Source organism: Staphylococcus edaphicus (assembly GCF_002614725.1).
GTDB lineage: Bacteria > Bacillota > Bacilli > Staphylococcales > Staphylococcaceae > Staphylococcus > Staphylococcus edaphicus.
In genome coordinates this window covers 69,232-86,569 of the sequence record NZ_MRZN01000009.1, presented here as the reverse complement: position 1 = coordinate 86,569, position 17,338 = coordinate 69,232, and the positions used below count along the sequence as shown (strand labels likewise).

General features: G+C 33.9%; 16 protein-coding genes and 2 pseudogenes. 15 read left to right on the top strand and 3 right to left on the bottom strand.

Going from position 1 to position 17,338, the window contains the following annotated elements:
* The 10 genes and pseudogenes from BTJ66_RS07285 to BTJ66_RS07245 form a co-directional block, all read left to right on the top strand.
* Nucleotides 1-243, top strand: a pseudogene (locus BTJ66_RS07285) (transposase); the annotation flags it as partial.
* A gap of 272 nt (nucleotides 244-515) precedes the next feature.
* On the top strand, nucleotides 516-1,910 hold the full coding sequence (locus BTJ66_RS07280; RefSeq protein ID WP_099090304.1) for a YfcC family protein: 1,395 nt from the start codon (nucleotides 516-518) through the stop codon (nucleotides 1,908-1,910).
* 237 nt (nucleotides 1,911-2,147) lie between these two features.
* Nucleotides 2,148-4,184, top strand: coding sequence for a glucose-specific PTS transporter subunit IIBC (ptsG, locus tag BTJ66_RS07275; RefSeq protein ID WP_099090303.1), 2,037 nt, complete (start codon nucleotides 2,148-2,150; stop codon nucleotides 4,182-4,184).
* Between the two features lie 184 nt (nucleotides 4,185-4,368).
* On the top strand, nucleotides 4,369-4,926 hold the full coding sequence (locus BTJ66_RS07270; RefSeq protein WP_099090302.1) for a GNAT family N-acetyltransferase: 558 nt from the start codon (nucleotides 4,369-4,371) through the stop codon (nucleotides 4,924-4,926).
* Nucleotides 4,927-5,064: 138 nt separating this feature from the next.
* Nucleotides 5,065-6,054, top strand: coding sequence for a D-cysteine desulfhydrase family protein (locus BTJ66_RS07265; RefSeq protein WP_099090301.1), 990 nt, complete (start codon nucleotides 5,065-5,067; stop codon nucleotides 6,052-6,054).
* 121 nt (nucleotides 6,055-6,175) lie between these two features.
* Entirely contained in the window at nucleotides 6,176-6,583 is a 408-nt protein-coding gene (locus BTJ66_RS07260; protein ID WP_193433023.1) for an acyl-CoA thioesterase, read from the top strand.
* 113 nt (nucleotides 6,584-6,696) lie between these two features.
* Nucleotides 6,697-7,023 carry a thioredoxin family protein gene (locus BTJ66_RS07255; protein ID WP_099090299.1) on the top strand — a complete coding sequence of 109 codons (327 nt, stop codon included), beginning with the start codon at nucleotides 6,697-6,699 and terminating at the stop codon, nucleotides 7,021-7,023.
* A gap of 210 nt (nucleotides 7,024-7,233) precedes the next feature.
* A pseudogene (locus BTJ66_RS07250) lies at nucleotides 7,234-7,580 on the top strand (N-acetyltransferase family protein); the annotation flags it as partial.
* 12 nt (nucleotides 7,581-7,592) lie between these two features.
* Entirely contained in the window at nucleotides 7,593-7,754 is a 162-nt protein-coding gene (locus BTJ66_RS13825; protein WP_420801879.1) for a GNAT family N-acetyltransferase, read from the top strand.
* 166 nt (nucleotides 7,755-7,920) lie between these two features.
* The gene (locus tag BTJ66_RS07245; RefSeq protein WP_099090298.1) at nucleotides 7,921-8,895 is read left to right on the top strand and encodes an alpha/beta hydrolase fold domain-containing protein; all 975 of its coding nucleotides are present in this window, start codon (nucleotides 7,921-7,923) and stop codon (nucleotides 8,893-8,895) included.
* Between the two features lie 313 nt (nucleotides 8,896-9,208).
* Here the strand turns inward: BTJ66_RS07245 and BTJ66_RS07240 are convergent, their stop codons facing one another.
* Together BTJ66_RS07240 and BTJ66_RS07235 are read right to left on the bottom strand one after the other, a co-directional pair.
* Complete coding sequence (locus BTJ66_RS07240; RefSeq protein WP_099090297.1) at nucleotides 9,209-10,366, bottom strand: ArgE/DapE family deacylase; 1,158 nt, start codon at nucleotides 10,364-10,366, stop codon at nucleotides 9,209-9,211.
* 189 nt (nucleotides 10,367-10,555) lie between these two features.
* Nucleotides 10,556-10,888, bottom strand: a complete 333-nt coding sequence (locus BTJ66_RS07235; RefSeq protein ID WP_099090296.1) for a hypothetical protein — start codon at nucleotides 10,886-10,888, stop codon at nucleotides 10,556-10,558.
* A 446-nt stretch (nucleotides 10,889-11,334) separates the two neighbouring features.
* On the opposite strand from BTJ66_RS07235, the gene pgsB reads away from it, so the two are divergent.
* Genes pgsB through BTJ66_RS07210 form a run of 5 tightly spaced genes read left to right on the top strand, consistent with a single transcriptional unit; the run spans nucleotide 11,335 to nucleotide 15,775 of the window.
* Nucleotides 11,335-12,492 (top strand): poly-gamma-glutamate synthase PgsB, encoded by a 1,158-nt coding sequence (gene pgsB / locus BTJ66_RS07230; protein ID WP_099090295.1) that lies wholly within the window; start codon nucleotides 11,335-11,337, stop codon nucleotides 12,490-12,492.
* A 1-nt stretch (nucleotide 12,493) separates the two neighbouring features.
* Nucleotides 12,494-12,946 (top strand): poly-gamma-glutamate biosynthesis protein PgsC, encoded by a 453-nt coding sequence (pgsC, locus tag BTJ66_RS07225; protein WP_099090294.1) that lies wholly within the window; start codon nucleotides 12,494-12,496, stop codon nucleotides 12,944-12,946.
* Between the two features lie 15 nt (nucleotides 12,947-12,961).
* The gene (locus BTJ66_RS07220) at nucleotides 12,962-14,032 is read left to right on the top strand and encodes a CapA family protein (protein ID WP_099090293.1); all 1,071 of its coding nucleotides are present in this window, start codon (nucleotides 12,962-12,964) and stop codon (nucleotides 14,030-14,032) included.
* A complete protein-coding gene (locus BTJ66_RS13630; RefSeq protein WP_099090292.1) occupies nucleotides 14,022-14,180 on the top strand; it encodes a hypothetical protein in 159 nt (52 codons plus the stop codon). Before BTJ66_RS07220 ends, BTJ66_RS13630 begins: the two co-directional genes overlap by 11 nt.
* Nucleotides 14,181-14,182: 2 nt before the next feature.
* The gene (locus tag BTJ66_RS07210; protein WP_099090291.1) at nucleotides 14,183-15,775 is read left to right on the top strand and encodes a gamma-glutamyltransferase; all 1,593 of its coding nucleotides are present in this window, start codon (nucleotides 14,183-14,185) and stop codon (nucleotides 15,773-15,775) included.
* Between the two features lie 117 nt (nucleotides 15,776-15,892).
* Here BTJ66_RS07210 and BTJ66_RS07205 read toward each other — a convergent pair whose 3' ends face one another.
* Nucleotides 15,893-17,230 (bottom strand): aspartate aminotransferase family protein, encoded by a 1,338-nt coding sequence (locus BTJ66_RS07205; protein WP_099090290.1) that lies wholly within the window; start codon nucleotides 17,228-17,230, stop codon nucleotides 15,893-15,895.
* Nucleotides 17,231-17,338 lie beyond the last annotated feature (108 nt).

Genomic DNA, 17,338 nt, shown 5'->3' with positions numbered 1-17,338 from the left:
TCTCAAGTTAACCAAAAGCTTTCAGAACCAGAAACTAAAAAAATCTATAGTCAAAGAAAAATTGACGTAGAACCAGTTTTTGGATTTATGAAGGCTATTTTGGGTTTCAATCGCATGTCGGTTCGAGAAATAAATAAGGTTAAACGAGAGCTTGGTTTTGTCTTAATGGCGCTAAACATAAGAAAAATAGTAGCTCAACGAGCTACAAAATTATATAAAAATAAAGAAAACGTCAATTTCTATTGAAATTATATAGAAATTGACGTTTATTCTTTAATCATAAATGTTTATGTCCCGGACTCTTATTTTATGTTTATACATAGGAATAGATGACAGTGATAATAATTAACATTTTTACCACTTTAGTATTGATTAAAATAGGGACTATGGAATAATGGAGTTAGCGCAATATTCTGATAATTATTCAAAAAACTTATAACATAACAGCGGCTTATATATTCAGTCATTAATTTATAATACGTATGGTATTTATTGTAGGGAGTGGGAGTATAAATATGAGTAAGTGTAATTTTGAACGTAAGCGTATAAAGACACCGCATACATATGCGCTATTGCTGATTATCATTATTTTTTCTAGTGTATTAACTTATCTCATACCTGCTGGAGAATATGCAAGAGAGAAAAAGGATGGGCAAACTTTGGTAATCCCTGGATCATATGAGCAAGTTCAACAACAAGGCGTTTCATTCTTTGACATTTTTCGTGCGATTCCAGAAGGATTGATTAGCGGCGGGGAAATTGTATTTTATATCTTCTTAGTCGGCGGTGCTTTTGGAATAGTTCATAAGACAGGTGCATTTGAAAATGGTGTGAATAAGGCTATGCAATCATTGGGAAAATATAAAGTGCTGATGATTCCATTGACGATGACCATCTTTTCTATATTAGGTTTTTCGATTGGTTTAGCTGAAGAAACAATCATTTTTGTCCCCATTGGGATTATCATTGCGCGTACTTTAGGTTATGATGCGCTAACAGGTGCGGCTATGGTTATACTTGGTGCGGCGAGTGGGTTTATGGGAGGTATGTTAAATCCATTTACGGTAGGTGTCGCTCAATCTGTAGCGGAACTACCGATGTTTTCAGGATGGGGGTTACGATCCATCATCTATATCTTCATTTTGATTGCTGCTATAACAGCAGTGATGTTATATGCATATAAGGTGAAGAAGGATAAGTCGAAAAGTTATGTTTATGAGCTAGAACAGTCTGAAGGTCATAGGGATACTGCTATGAATATAACGAGGTTTACAAAGAGACAAGCAATTGGCTTAGGTTTAATTGTAATGACAATCATTTTAAATGTGTACGGTATTTTTTCATATGGTTGGTCATTCAATGAAATGAGTGCCAACTTTATTTTGGCAGGTTTACTTGCAGGATTCATCGGTGGACTTGGGTTAAATGGTACTTTTGACGCAATGATTGAAGGTATGAAAGATATCTTGTTTGGTGCAATGATTGTAGGTTTTGCTAAGGGAATCATTGTTATTCTAGAAAATGGGCAGATCATTGATAGTATTGTTCATGGCATGACCACGTTACTAAATGGCGTGCCTTCATCTCTAGTAATCATTGCGATGTTTATCTTACAATTCATGTTGAATTTCTTTATTCCATCAGGTTCGGGACAAGCACTAACAACGATGCCTTTAATGGTACCGATATCAGATTTATTGGAAATCAATCGTCAAATTACTGTACTGGCTTTTCAATATGGCGATGCCATTAGTAATGTGTTATTTCCTACTTCAGCCATTTTAATGGGTGCGCTAGCAGTTGGTAAAATTACATACACCCAGTGGTTAAAGTTTGCTTGGAAAATCATTTTAGCTTGGGTGGTTATTTGTTGTATTGGCATGACTATCGCTTTAATCATAGGATACTAATTTAAGACGTGTGTTAAATAATGTTCAAAAAAATAAAGCATAAAAATAACATTGAGTATTGTATCTTTCGTGAAAGCGTTATATAATATAAAAAAATAATCGTCAAATTGCGTGTTACTGGTTAAGCAGGCATGAGCAAACTGAATGACTATCGTATATAGTCTGTTTGCTCATGCCTTTTTTGCGCGTTTTGATGATATATGATAATAAAAACTTTTGTGAAGGGATGTATTGTTTATGTTTAAAAAGCTTTTTGGACAGCTTCAACGTATAGGTAAAGCATTAATGTTACCAGTTGCTATCTTGCCAGCAGCAGGATTGTTATTAGCAATTGGTACTGCGATACAAGGTGAAGAACTGCAACACTATTTACCATTTATTCAAAATGGAGGTATTCAAAGTGTGGCAGAAATGATGGCAGGTGCCGGAAGTAGTATATTTGACAATCTGCCGATGATTTTTGCTTTGGGTGTTGCGATAGGTTTGGCAGGCGGTGATGGTGTAGCAGCAATTGCAGCATTTGTCGGCTATGTGATTATGAACAAAACGATGGGTGCTTTTTTACATGTGACGCCAGATAATGTAAATGATGCTGCGAGCGGCTATGCGAGTGTCTTAGGTATTCCTACATTACAAACAGGTGTGTTTGGCGGTATTATTATTGGTACACTAGCAGCATGGTGTTATAACAAATTTTATAATATCTCATTACCGTCTTATTTAGGATTCTTTGCTGGTAAACGCTTTGTGCCGATTATGATGGCAACCACATCATTTATATTAGCGTTCCCGATGGCATTAATATGGCCTAGTATACAAACAGGATTGAATGCATTTAGTGAAGGTTTATTAGATTCGAATACAGGTGTAGCAGTATTTTTATTCGGATTTATTAAGCGTTTATTAATACCGTTTGGACTTCATCATATCTTCCACGCACCGTTCTGGTTTGAATTTGGTGCTTGGAAAAATGCGGCGGGAGAAATGATTCACGGTGACCAACGTATCTTTATAGAACAAATTAAAGAAGGTAGTCAATTAACAGCTGGTAAATTTATGCAAGGTGAGTTCCCAGTTATGATGTTTGGTTTACCAGCAGCAGCCTTAGCGATTTATCACACAGCAAAGTCTGAAAATAAAAAAGTGGTAGCTGGGTTAATGGGGTCAGCGGCGTTAACATCATTCTTAACAGGTATTACAGAACCATTAGAATTTTCATTCTTATTTGTAGCACCATTGTTATTCTTTGTGCACGCAATTTTAGATGGCTTATCATTCTTGATTTTATACTTATTAAACGTACATTTAGGATATACCTTCTCGGGTGGCTTTATAGACTATGTCTTATTAGGGGTATTACCAAATAAGACCCAATGGTGGTTAGTGATTCCTGTAGGTATTGTTTATGCATTTATATATTACTTTGTGTTCAGGTTCTTGATATTGAAATTCAAATATAAAACACCTGGACGTGAAGATAAACAAGCACAATTTACAAATTCAACTGCGAGTGAATTACCGTTTAATGTATTGAAAGCAATGGGTGGAGAAGAAAATATTAAGCATCTAGATGCTTGTATCACAAGATTACGTGTTGAAGTGAAAGAGAAAAGCAAAGTTGATGTAGCAGGACTAAAAGCATTAGGCGCGTCAGGTGTGCTTGAAGTAGGAAATAATATGCAAGCTATCTTTGGACCTAAATCAGATCAAATTAAACATGATATGTCATTGATAATGAAAGGTGAAATTACTAAACCTCAAGAGACGACAGTAACAGAAGAAGGTAATGAGGAAGTTGTTCATATTGAACGAGTACCTGAAATTGATATCTATGCGCCTGGTAACGGTCAGATTATTCCACTGTCTGAAGTGCCGGATCAAGTATTTGCGCAAAAAATGATGGGCGATGGTGTTGGCTTTATTCCTGTAGACGGCAAAATTGTTGCACCGTTTGACGGAACAGTAAAAACAATTTTCCCAACCAAACATGCAATAGGATTAGAATCAGCTCAAGGGTTAGAATTATTAATTCATATAGGTATAGATACCGTGAAATTGAATGGTGAAGGCTTTGAAAGTTTTGTAGAAACTGGTGACAAAGTTCATAAAGGGCAAGTTCTGATGCAAGTTAACTTAGCGTATATTAAAGATAATGCACCGAGTCATATTACACCATTAATTATTACAAATTTAGAGGATAGATTGTTATCAGTTGAAGATGTGAACGATGTTTCAGCGGAACAATTAATTATTAAAGTTAGAGAAGAAAAATAAAAGCGGTCACTTTATATAAAAAATTTAACACACAGCAAGCAATATAGGAGTGAAATTTCAAAATCTACTGCTCAAATAGGATTTTGGATTTCCTCCTATTTTATTTTAGCTAAAGTGTTGAAATATTCTGAATTTAAAAATATCATTAGATGTAACAAATAAATCTGTAATCGTAGGTGAATATATGAACTATAGACCAGCAATACAAGTTATGCCTAAGGTAGCATTATTACCACCTGAGTTAAATATGGCTGAACCATTATATCAATTAATTAAAGATAATTTTTTACATTTATCCCCATTTTTAGATTTTATTAAGGAAGATATGACGATTGAAGATGAACAAGCCTATTTAAAAATGATGATACAACATCATGCAGAGGATAGAGCTAGACTATTTATGATTTACTATGAACAAATATTGATTGGTACCATAGATTTACATAAAATTGATCAAACAAATCGCAAGGCAGAGGTTGGATATTGGATTGCTAAAGGATATACAGGGAAACAAATTGTTACAAAATGTGTTGAACATCTATGCCATTATGCATTTGAGATCTTGTCCCTAAATAAATTAACCATACTTGCTGATGTCGACAATATCGCAAGTAATAAGGTAGCTGAAAAAGCAGGATTTACTTTCATTGCTACAGATTATGAAGATATGTTTAATGGTGAACAGTATAGAGATATGAATCGGTATGCACTGTTGAAAAAAGACTTTTTAAAAGCGCTATAACAGCTTTGTTATAACATGACGTGTAACGAATGAAGTCAATTTCTGTAAAAAACTCACGTGAACCATCATAAAATAATCAAAATATTTCCCAGAAAATACCTAAAATGATGATTTCACAATAATAAAGGAGATTAAAGTATGTTACATAACAAATTAAACATTGCTAACTTAAATACACCCATTCAAAAATTAGAGCAGCTAAGTCAATCGTTAGGAAAAAATATTTATATTAAAAGGGATGATTACACAGGTACAGAAGTATCAGGTAACAAGGTACGTAAACTAGAGTATACAATTCATTATGTATTAAGCCGTGGTTATGACACTGTTATAACCAGTGGAGCAATTACCTCTAATCATGCACGTGCGACAGCTGCTTTATGTGCAAAATATAATATCGAATGTCATCTTGCATTGGAAGGTGAAATGGCTGAATTTGAAGGGAATTTATTTTTAGACGCAATCTTAGGTGCCCACGTTCATATCATTGAACCAGAAAGTTCAAGGGAAGATGCAATGGAACGGTTGTATAAGACACTTGAAGGGCAAGGTAAAACGCCATATTTAATTCCGATGGGCGCATCAGATTGGATAGGCACACAGGGGTATGTAAATGCATACAATGAAATATTGAAACAACAGACTGAAATGAATATAGTGTTTGATTCAATCAATGTGGCAGTAGGGTCAGGAGGTACCTATACGGGTCTATGGTATGGTTGTATGACAAATAAAGCATCAACGCAGATTATAGGCTATGCAGTAAACAAAAGTGCTAATATATTTAAAAATAAAGTGATAGAGATAGCTAAACAGTTAGATGAAGGTATTCAATCGTTTGATACAATCAATATAAACGACGCTTATATTGGACTAGGTTATGGTAAAGCGACGGACGAAGAGTTGGAATTTTATATAGAGATTGCACAAAGTGAAGGAATTGTACTTGATCCGACATATACTGGCAAAGCATTTAGAGGACTAGTCCAAGAAATTAAATCTGGTAATTATAATAATCAAGATAATATATTATTTATTCATACGGGTGGTATTCAAGGATATACGAAAGATACGCGTTTACGTATGCAAAATATGTTACATAAAATTGATTATTCTTTATTAAAATAAATGAATGTTGTACAAATAGTGTGATGATTTTTAACAATAAACTCAAACATATGCAATTTATCGATTATAAACTTATAATAAAAATGTAGATAAATTAAAAGTTGTTTGAGGAGCGAATAAGATAATGACTGAAAGAAAATTAGTAGCTGAAAGAAATATTGAAGTGAATGGTTACGATATTGATGCAATGGGGATAGTAAGTAACATAGTTTACATTAGATGGTTTGAAGATTTACGAACTGATTTTATTAACCAATATATGCCGTATTCAGATATGATGAATCAGCAAATATCACCTATTCTAATGAGTACTGAAGCAGAATATAAAACGCCTATTACCATACATGATAAGCCTATAGGACGTTGTTATCTTGTCAGAGCAAGTAAATTACGTTGGGAGTTTGAGTTCGAAATAGAATCAGAGCGTACAGTACATTGTTTGGGCAAACAAAGTGGCACATTTTTTGATTTACAGAAAAAAAAAGTGACAAAATTACCAGAAATATTCCAAAACATTTTAAGTCAATAAACATAAATGAACTGAAGCATGAATGCAATGTCACAGTGAGCAAAATAATTGAGTGTATGCAGCCATACACTGCATAATAATAGTCAATTTACGTTATAGAGGTGGTGTTCAAAATGCAAAAACCATTGACATCGATAGAAGCGTTCAATGAATTTATTTCAGAGCATAAGTTGGTAGTTATTCATATCATGAGAGACAATTGTAGTGTTTGTCATGCAGTGTTACCTCAAATAGCGGGTATAGTGGAAGATTTTCCTGGCGTTCCATTAGGGTTAGTGAATCAAAGTGAATTAGAGGAAATTGCAGGAGAATTATCAATTTTTACAGTACCAGTAGATTTAATTTTTTTTAATGGCAAAGAGATGCATCGCCAAGGTCGTTTTATCGATATGCAACAATTTGAACATCAGCTGACTCTGATGTATCAAAGCATGACTTAGCGACATCATATGTGGTAAGCTTTTTTAACAACAACATATCGTCAGATCAAGCGATATAATAAAGCACACTTTTTACTGTTAGGGTACAAGGTGTGTTTTTTATTTTTATGGAAAATAATTGTATTAAATTAAAACGTTGAAAATAAGATAAAGCGTGTCATAATTATAAAAAATAATGTATGATAAAGATAATTCATAGCACTAAGGGGGATGCTTATGCGTATCGAAAGAATCTGTCCAAATGAAGCGGAAGCGCTTTATAATTGTATGAAAAAGATAGATCAAGAAACACAATATATGCTTTACTTACCTGATGAAAGAAGTTTTGATAAAGCTAAATTAATTGAAGATATCAAAAGGCATTTTTACATAGGTGTTAAAACGGAAAATGACGAAATATTAGGATATTTATCAGTACATATTAGCACTTTAGCTAAAGTTAAACATATCGGTTATATCATGACCGGATTAATTAATGACTTACATCAACAAGGCTTAGCCACGCAAATGTTTAATGAAACCATTAAATGGGCAGAACGCAAAGGCTTAAGAAGTTGGAACTAACAGTAATTACCTCGAACAAACCTGCAGTTAATTTTTATGAAAAGCTAGGTTTCAAAATTGAAGGTATTAAACATGAATCTGTTTATATGGACAATCATTATTTTGATGAATTGTATATGGCGATGATGTTAAACCATGATTTTATCTATCATTCTGAAAATATCTAGTCATTAAAATAGTATTGATAACTCATAGAAATAGCTTTATGCATAAAAATATAGCTACATAACAGAAATAGAGTGAAATGTAATGTTTGGATGATAACTTTTATTAAATTAATCGTTCACTTTGTTGTAAAATGTACTTAAAAGGGAGAATAAGGAGGATATCAACTTGATTAGAAAAATGACTGCTATTGTTGGTATGAGCCTTGCAACATCATACATTTATGCAAGGCTTCAAGAAAAGCGAAGCTATAAAAGTTTTTTACAGGAAATTTTAATTAAGGTTTCTAACATGAAAAGTGCATTTGAAACTTTAGAAAATGCTCAGCAAGCACTTAACATTGTGAAGGATGAAACGGAAGGTACATTTGGAGGAACAGATTACAATTTCAAACAAAATGTACAGATAACAACGGTACAAGGTTCTACGGTTTATACTGTGAATAACAATAATGATAGGCAACAACCAGTTGTCTTATATATTCATGGTGGTGCTTGGTTCCAAAATCCATTAAAACATCATTTTAAATTTATAGATTCACTTGCTGATGAACTAGAAGCGAAAGTCGTTATGCCTGTTTATCCCAAAGTGCCACACGCAACATATAAAGAAACATTTTCACTATTACAAACTTTATATAGTCACATACTTAAGCAAGTGGAAAATCCCCACCAAATCACCATAATGGGCGATTCTGCGGGGGGACAAATTTCATTATCATTTGCACAATATATTAAAATGTTGAATTTAGCACAGCCAAGCAATATTATTTTGATTTCTCCAGTGCTCGATGCGACACTTTCAAATCCTGAAGCAAAAGTTTTTGAAAAAATTGATCCAATGCTTGCCGTTGAAGGAAGTAAATATTTTATAAAACTGTGGGCTGGCAAACTTGCTTTGACAGATTGGCGCGTGTCTCCTATAAATGGTGATATTGAAGGGTTAGGTCATATAACAATCGCCATAGGTACAAAAGAAACTTTATATCCTGATGCGTTAAAATTATCAAATATGTTGAATGAACATAAGGTTCCACATGATTTTATACCTGGGTACAATTTGTTTCACATGTATCCACTTTTCCCGATACCAGAAAAAGACCAATTTATAGCCCAAATAAAGAAAATTATAAATCAACATTAACGGTATCTATCGAATTTGAGGGGTAACGCGTGAGTTTATAGAACAAATATATTGAATGAAGATTTATACAAGTAAATCACTAAGTCTGATGTATATAGTGATTTAACAGTTAATTTAGAGGATGCGGTGTGGAAATAAATTATTATTAATGTTAGCTAAGTTATAGTTATATTGCAAAGCGCTATGACAAAAAATATACGCCCTATAGAGTAGACACTAACGCGTGAATACTTTATAGGGCGTTTATTAATATTTCTAGTGTGAGTGCTTGTATTATAGCAAAGTATCTAATTTGGATGACTATGCCTTAAATTTATTTCCAATTCTTAAGGTAAGTAGGGAAAAATTCTGTATATAAATCAATAAATGTGAGATAGACGTCTTTTTCAACATATTCATCAACTTGGTGTGCCTGTTGTACTAATCCAGGACCATACATAATGAATGAGAAGTCTTCGTCTTTCTCAACTAATAAATCTGACGCATCGGTTACCCCAGGTGATGCTTCTAATGGTAAATCTGAATTTAGATACTTCATACCCATACTGTGTGCTAATTCAGCAAGTTTATTGTCACCTGTTGTATACACGGGTGGTCTAGACATATAAGTATCAATTTCAATATCCGTCTTATCCGTTGCTACCTGTTTCAATATTTCATTGAAATAAGTAATAAATTGGTTATTATCATGTTCTGGAATCGTCCGTATATTAAATTCGGACTCCGCATGTTCTGGAATGGAGTTCACTTGGTTGCCCCCATTGAAAATAGTGGCGTTCATTAGCGCATTGCCTAATAAATCGTTACGCTTGTCAAAGCCTTTAAATCCTTCCTCTGCTTTGTAAACAAATTTTACTAGTGGTGAAATGGCATTGAAGCCAAGTTGTGGCATGGAACTATGTGATGCTTTACCTCTTGAGATAACGCGAATATCCATAGAACCTTTATGAGCATAAATGATACGGTCTTGTGAAGGTTCAGCGATAACAAGTGCTTCTACATCTTTCATGTAACCTTGTTCTTGGAAAGCTTTTGCCCCTTCACCAACAATTTCTTCACCTGCAGTAGCAAGTAAGCGAATTCTACCATACGCTAATAAACCTTGATCGTGTATATCAATTAAACTCAAGACTAAAGCAGCTAACCCAGATTTCATGTCTGCAGTACCACGACCATGTAATTTACCGTCAATCTCAGTTAATTTGAAGGGATCATATGTCCATTTATTAATATCACCTTCTGATACGACATCCATATGTCCAGAAATACCTAGTACTGGACCAGTCTCACCAATTTCGGCTACTAAGTTTGCGCGGGTGTCATTAATTTTTATGATTTTGGAATCAATGCCATGTTGCGCTAGTAGCGTTTTTAAATATTCACAAACTTCAATTTCATTGTCATTGACAGATTTAATTGTAACTAAATCTTCTAGAATTTGAACTTTCTCCGATGTTGTAAATTTACTCATATTTAAAAACTCCTTTCCAACAAATAAGTTATACCACCTTAATTATATCTAATATTTTAAAATAAATATACTTTTTACCCCTGAAATGAATAAAATAAAGTGATATCACTTGAATTGATAAGAAACTAGCTTTTTAGTATGGCTTTTCAACGGAGGTACATCGAGTAAACCTTATACGAAGCAAAAAAATCATACATGGCTTTTAGAAAAAGAATTATCTAAAGACCATGTATGAAGGTGAGTGTCTTGTATAGAAGACAGTTTATTTTGTGTTGTTTCAATACTAGATTGTGAATTTTTTGGAATGGAATCAGACGTGGATGTATTTGATTCAGATGTTTTGGAAGTATTGTTAATATAGTCTACATTTTCAATGTTTTTAGTATTATCTGTATCTAGCACAGAGCCTCTCATATCATTTCCTTGAAAACTACCAACTAAAATCATAATCAGATAACTACAACAAATAATAGCCACAACTGCAAGATAAATTGAAACTACTAATTTAACTGACTTACTCATAAACTGCCTCCTAAAATTAATTCGTATATGCCCTACACATACAAGATAACATCTTATTTTTAATATCATGTAAAGTTGCAGTAAATATTATATTTTTGTTTTCCAGAAAATATTACAGAGCGATAAAAATTCTTTTTTAAATCCATATATAAATCATTTGTTTTTTTATAAAAATAAAAAGCTGATACAAAAGCGTTTTGTAACGAAAAAATTTATTTTTACATGTATTGTAAATACGAATTTACATTTACTTAATAGCTACTTCAAACTATTTATACTAAATCAATAACTTCGTGATAGCATGGCATTATTGAAAGGTAGTTAGAGATTAAACATTGTAATGAATTATAAATATATTGTGTTCATAGTGTTAATTGAGCAACACTTTTTACCTTTATGCATTTATATGTGGAATTAAATAGTCTGAGTGAAAAGAGGGACAAAATTTGCTACTAATCATTATTTGTGTAGGTTTGATTCTATGGTTAGGAATTGTTGAAAAAAGACAACATTCTGAAAGATTGGAAAAAATCCCTATACGTATCAATATAAATGGTATTAGAGGTAAATCAACAATTACAAGATTGATTTATAGTATTTTACGTGAAGATCAATATCGTGTCATAGGTAAGACAACAGGTACAGACGCTCGAATGATGTATTGGTTTACACCGAGAGAGTATCCAGTTTATAGAAAACCCCAGGGCGCTAATATTGGTGAGCAACGCGACATTATAAAGAAGGTGGTTAAACAAAAAGCTAACGCGTTAGTAAATGAGTGTATGGCAGTAAATCCCGATTATCAAATCACCTTCCAAAAAGAACTTGTTAAAGCCAATATAGGTGTCATTGTTAATGTAATGGAAGACCATATGGATGTGCTTGGACCAACTTTAGACGAGGTAGCTGAAGCATTTACGGCAACGATTCCATATAAAGGTCATCTCGTAGTCATGAAGGATGATTACACTGACTTCTTTGCGAAAGTCGCAAAAAGACGTAAGACCAAACTGATTGTTGTTAATAAAGAAGAAGTGCCAGAATCATTTTTGAGAAAGTTTGGCTATATTGTCTTCCCAGATAATGTTGCGATAGCGATGGGCGTGGCTGAAGCGCTTGGTATCGACAGAGATACGGCATTACAAGGTATGCTAAATGCACCGCCAGATGTCGGAGCTGTTGAAGTGAAATATTATAATGCGAATCATTCAACAAATGTTTATGTAAACGCATTTGCAGCGAATGAGCCACAATCTACAAAAGCAATTTTAAACAAAGTTGAAACTTACAATTATCCATATAACAAAATTGTAATTATATTAAATTGTCGTTCGGATAGAATCGACCGTACTAGACAGTTTTGTGAAGATTTTCTCACTGATGTTGAATTCGACACGTTGATTTGTACTGGAAAGAGTACACAGATGGTATCGGAAGTCATGAAGGGACAACCTGATAAGAAATATTTAAACTTTGAAGGTAGAGAAATGAAAGAGGTTGAACGTGCAGTATATGATGAATCTCAAAACGCCTTGATGTTCTGTGTTGGTAACATTCACGGACCAGGTAAACAAATAGCGCAGTATATAGAAGGGATAAAATAATATGATAGGTTCAGAGTTATATTTTTCATTATTTGTAGGCATTGTATTAAGTTTAATATTTGCCGAAAAATTTGGCATCAGCCCTGCTGGCCTAGTTGTACCAGGGTATTTAGCTTTAATATTTGATCAGCCGGTCATGTTATTATCCGTACTGATTATTAGTTGTATTACATATTTCATCGTTAATCATGGTATCAGTCGTATTGTAATTCTATACGGTCGTAGGAAATTTGCTGCGATGATACTAACCGGAATGGTGTTGAAATTCGTTTTTGATTTAATTTATCCGTTAACCCCATTTGAAATGGTAGAGATGTCGGGTATTGGTGTTGTCATACCAGGGATTATAGCGAATACAATCCAAAAACAAGGTGTCATTATTACTTTGTCAACTTGTATGCTACTCACATGTATTACTTACGTCATCTTATTCTTTTACAGCTTTATCAATTAGTAAGGAGCATGGATTATGAAGAATTCTAAAAGATTTTCAATGGAAGAACGCATATTAAAGTGGACAAAGCGACACAAAAAAAGAAATTCAATCTACACTGGCATTATCCTTGTTGTAGCAATGATACTTTTAGTATATGCCATGACAGCACAAAAAATAGAACCGGTTAAAGCTCTAGAAAAAGCACCAAATGAGATAAGTATGACGTATTTGGGAAATATTGAATTAAATCAACATATAAGGAAGAATAACCTTAATGATACATTTGCCTCCATTAAAGATATTTTAAAAGGAAGTGACTATTCTACTGCAAGTTTGGAAATGACGAAATTTTCAGATGATAGAAAAACGAATATAGCAAAAAACTTAGAAAATGTATTGTACTTAAAAGGTCTTAATTTAAAAAGTTTGAATGTTATTAATCAAGTCACCGATAATATTACGGCACGTGATTTTATGAAATCCGTTGAAGCGCAAACTGGCTATAATTACCTTACTGGAAATGGATCAAATCCTATAAATAGTAAAACAGTACAACAAACAGTAAAAGGTAAAAAGATAGCCAATGTTTCGTTTACAGATGTTGAGTCAAATTATACGGACACTTTGAAAAATACAACATCAGTAAGTTTAGAACCTAATATTTATATACCATTAATTAAAAAGTTAAAAGAGAATAACGATTTTGTTGTCGTTAACGTTGATTGGGGTATCACAGATGAACGTTCAGTGACAACTAGACAAAGGGAATATGCGCATTCATTATCTGATGCTGGTGCCGATGTCATTCTTGGTCATAATTCAGTTATTCAAGAAATCGAGAAATATAAGGATACAGATATTTTTTATAGCTTAGGTAATACAACATCTGAAGATTTCTTATCCAAGAATAAACAAGGTTTAGCGGTACAACAAAATTGGAATGGTAAACAATCTAAGTTTATGATCACACCAATTAAGTCACAAGGTGGAAAAGTCACCAAGTCATCACCAAATGGTGTAGAAGAAAGAAAACTATTGAATAATATAGAAAGTAAAAACTTGAATATCAAAAAAGAGAATGGAGGTTACGTCTATGAACATTAGAGATCATTGGGTAAGTATTACAATCATTTCAATTGTATTGATTATTTTTCTTTTAATTGTGTTTGCAAGAGCAAATGAAGGTCTGGATCAATATGAAAAAAATGAATTGAAGACTTCTCATCATCAATATTTGTCTAAAGGAGCATAAGTATGAGTATTTACAATAAGAAATCGCTCATCGTAATATTACTCCTAACCATCATCATTTCATTTTTCTTCTTTATGATTACGAAAAAGGATAATTATGATAAAGATGATTTATATGAGAATAAAATAGCTGATCACAATCAAGATACGTCAGATAAAAATTACGGTGTTGCATCAAATAATCCAATTGCTTCACGTGTTGGTGAAAAAATATTAAAAGATGGTGGTAACGCTATAGATGCATCCATGGGTGTTTCTTATGCATTAGCAATCACTGAACCGCATTCATCTGGTTTAGGTGGAGGTGGTGCAATGTTATCTTATGATGGACAAGACAATGTTGCGCCTAAACAATGGCAATATAAAGATATCTCATCTTATGATTTTAAACAAAAGGACCAAATAGGTACACCTGGCTTTGTTCGAGGTATCCATGATGCACATGCAGAAGGTGGGAAAATGGATGAAAAGAAAATCTTAAACTATGTTATTCCTTTAGCACAAGATGGGTTTGAAGTAGATTCAGAACTTGAACGAAGCCTAAAATTATATGGTTCAGACATAGATAGAAATTCACCATTCTTTGATGGCAAACAAACTAAAAGAGAAGGTGACGTTGTTAAACAGCCGGCGCTTGCAAAAACTATCAAAGGAATAAGAGATAACGGGCCAGATTATTTCTATAAGGAAATTGGTAAAAGTGTCTCTAAGCAAGTAGATGACGAAATTACTGAAAAAGATTTTGAAGGTTATAAAACAGAGAAAAAAGAACCAGTAGGTACAGATTATTTAAATAACAAAGTTTACTCTGCGTCAAATCCATTAGGTGGTACGTTAATGCTACAGGGGTTGGAAATAGATGAAGCAACGGATAATCAAGCCGCACCTGATAATCGCTTAGATTATATAACCGGTATTTTAAAATCCAGAGCACTTATGTACAGAAATAGAGATATTATTAATGGACAAGATGAAGATTATGACGAATATTTATCGCAAGATTACTTGCTTGGTAGGTTAAATGAAATTAACTTTAATAGTAATTTTAATACGAATAATGTTGATAACACGAGTACTACACACTTTGTTGTCATAGATAAAGATGGGAAATTAACGAGCACGACCAATACATTAGCTAGTTTCTTTGGATCAGGTAAGTACATGAAAGAGGGCTTTTATATGAACAACTCATTAAGCAACTTCTCTTCAAATCCAGCTAGCCCTAACTATGGCGGGAAACATAAAGAGCCAAGATCATTTACAGCACCAAGTATTGTTGTTGGTCCTGATTATTATATGGGGATAGGAACACCTGGAGGTAATAAAATACCAACAACACTAAACGAAGTACTTGTAGATTACTTAAGAGGGGACGGCACACTTCAAGAATCGATAGATAAGCCACGTTTTTACAATGATGATGGAAAAATATTCTATGAAAATGCCACTAGTAAACAAGATGTAGATATATTCAAAAGTTTAGGTTTCCAAGTGGAAGAAAAACGCAATGATCCGAACTTTGGTAGTGTTCAAGCCGCACTTTACAATAAAAACGATAAGACAGTGGAAATTGGACATGACGTGGGTAATAGATAATCTTATAATAGTAAGGCAAAGGGGTCTTGGAAATAATTCCATTACTATACAAAAAAACGGACAGATATGTAATTGATATCTGTCCGTTTTATTTGTTTACCTATGTTGTAAGATATATTACCACCCCTGGCCAGCAGTGTCATAGTTATCTAGCTTGCCAGATTCAAGATCCGCTATTGCTGATTCTAAGACATCTAGTGCTTTGTCCAATTGGGCATAGGTAATGACAAGTGGTGGTTGAAAGCGCAATACATTTCCTGCAACTGCAATGATGACTACACCATTTTCAAAACAACGGTTACAAATTTTTAATGCTGCTGCGGCATCTCTTGTTTTATTGTTTAAATCGGAAATAATATCGATGCCAATGGATAAACCTTTTCCTCGAACATCACCAACGACATTGAATTGATTTGTCCATGCATCCATCCGTTTGCGCACATACTTGCCTTTATCAGTACTAGCTTGTAATAAGTTCTGGTCTTCTATCATTGCAATGGTGGCTAGTGCAGCTTCACAACTGACAGGATTCGCACCAGTAGTAAAGAGGTGTGCTGGTGCTTCTAGAAAATCCATGATTTCTGAGCGCCCAACGATGGCTGACATAGGCAAACCACCTGCTAATGATTTGCCAAACGTAATCAGGTCAGGTTCAATATTGTAATGAGAGACAGAACTCCAACTACCTGTACGTCCTAAACCTTGTTGAATATCGTCAACTGCAAGTAAGATGCCATGTTCTTTGCATAAAGATTGCAGCGCTTCAAAGTATCCATCCACAGGCTCGAGTAATCCACCATCACCTTGAATTGTTTCTATCATGATACACGCAACTTCATCAGCGGGTACGTATTTTTCGAACATTTCTCTAAGTGGTGCAAGGTATTCTTCTACTGTGTTTGGTTGATTACTGCCAAACATACCACGATAATTATCTGGAAAAGGAATGTGGTAAAACCCTGGCAACATGGGACCATAGTGTTTACGCATATTTAAACTAATCGCAGACATCGAAAGTGATCCGTATGTCGAACCATGATAAGCATTTATGAAACTGATGATATAAGGCCGTCCAGTATAGGCACGAGCCAATTTGATAATACCATCATTAGCATCTGATCCTGAAAGGCCAAATAACACGCGTTTCTCATAGTTGCCAGGAGCGATAGCGCATAATTTTTTAGCTAATTTTACTAAGGGTTCGTGATGCATGTAGGCGGGCGTATAGTGAATAAATTTGTCTACTTGCGCTTTGATGGCTTCAGTGACTTGTTTAGGTGCATGTCCAACATTCTGTGAACTTGCACTAGATAATAGATCGATATATGTATTGCCCTCAACGTCAACAAGTGTTGCGCCATACCCATGAGAAATAGCTAGAGGATAATATTTGATGCGACCTGGTTTTGCGAAGTATTTGCTGTCTTCATTAATGAGTTGTTCTGATTTATTCATAACTTGTGCCTCCCAATGATTGTGATTAAAGATATTGTGAATGTTACAGATAGTTTTGGTTTTAATAAAAGTATTATTGGGACCTTAATGGTTGCTGACATGGTTCTA

Bases quoted from the DNA above. Each gene is read 5' to 3' on its own strand.
- BTJ66_RS07240 (WP_099090297.1), bottom strand. From the start codon at position 10,366: ATGAGTAAATTTACAACATCGGAGAAAGTTCAAATTCTAGAAGATTTA.
- ptsG (WP_099090303.1), top strand. From the start codon at position 2,148: ATGTTTAAAAAGCTTTTTGGACAGCTTCAACGTATAGGTAAAGCATTA.
- BTJ66_RS07235 (WP_099090296.1), bottom strand. From the start codon at position 10,888: ATGAGTAAGTCAGTTAAATTAGTAGTTTCAATTTATCTTGCAGTTGTG.
- BTJ66_RS07280 (WP_099090304.1), top strand. From the start codon at position 516: ATGAGTAAGTGTAATTTTGAACGTAAGCGTATAAAGACACCGCATACA.
- BTJ66_RS07220 (WP_099090293.1), top strand. From the start codon at position 12,962: ATGAAGAATTCTAAAAGATTTTCAATGGAAGAACGCATATTAAAGTGG.
- BTJ66_RS07270 (WP_099090302.1), top strand. From the start codon at position 4,369: ATGAACTATAGACCAGCAATACAAGTTATGCCTAAGGTAGCATTATTA.
- BTJ66_RS07265 (WP_099090301.1), top strand. From the start codon at position 5,065: ATGTTACATAACAAATTAAACATTGCTAACTTAAATACACCCATTCAA.
- BTJ66_RS07255 (WP_099090299.1), top strand. From the start codon at position 6,697: ATGCAAAAACCATTGACATCGATAGAAGCGTTCAATGAATTTATTTCA.
- BTJ66_RS13630 (WP_099090292.1), top strand. From the start codon at position 14,022: ATGAACATTAGAGATCATTGGGTAAGTATTACAATCATTTCAATTGTA.
- BTJ66_RS07210 (WP_099090291.1), top strand. From the start codon at position 14,183: ATGAGTATTTACAATAAGAAATCGCTCATCGTAATATTACTCCTAACC.
- pgsC (WP_099090294.1), top strand. From the start codon at position 12,494: ATGATAGGTTCAGAGTTATATTTTTCATTATTTGTAGGCATTGTATTA.
- BTJ66_RS07205 (WP_099090290.1), bottom strand. From the start codon at position 17,230: ATGAATAAATCAGAACAACTCATTAATGAAGACAGCAAATACTTCGCA.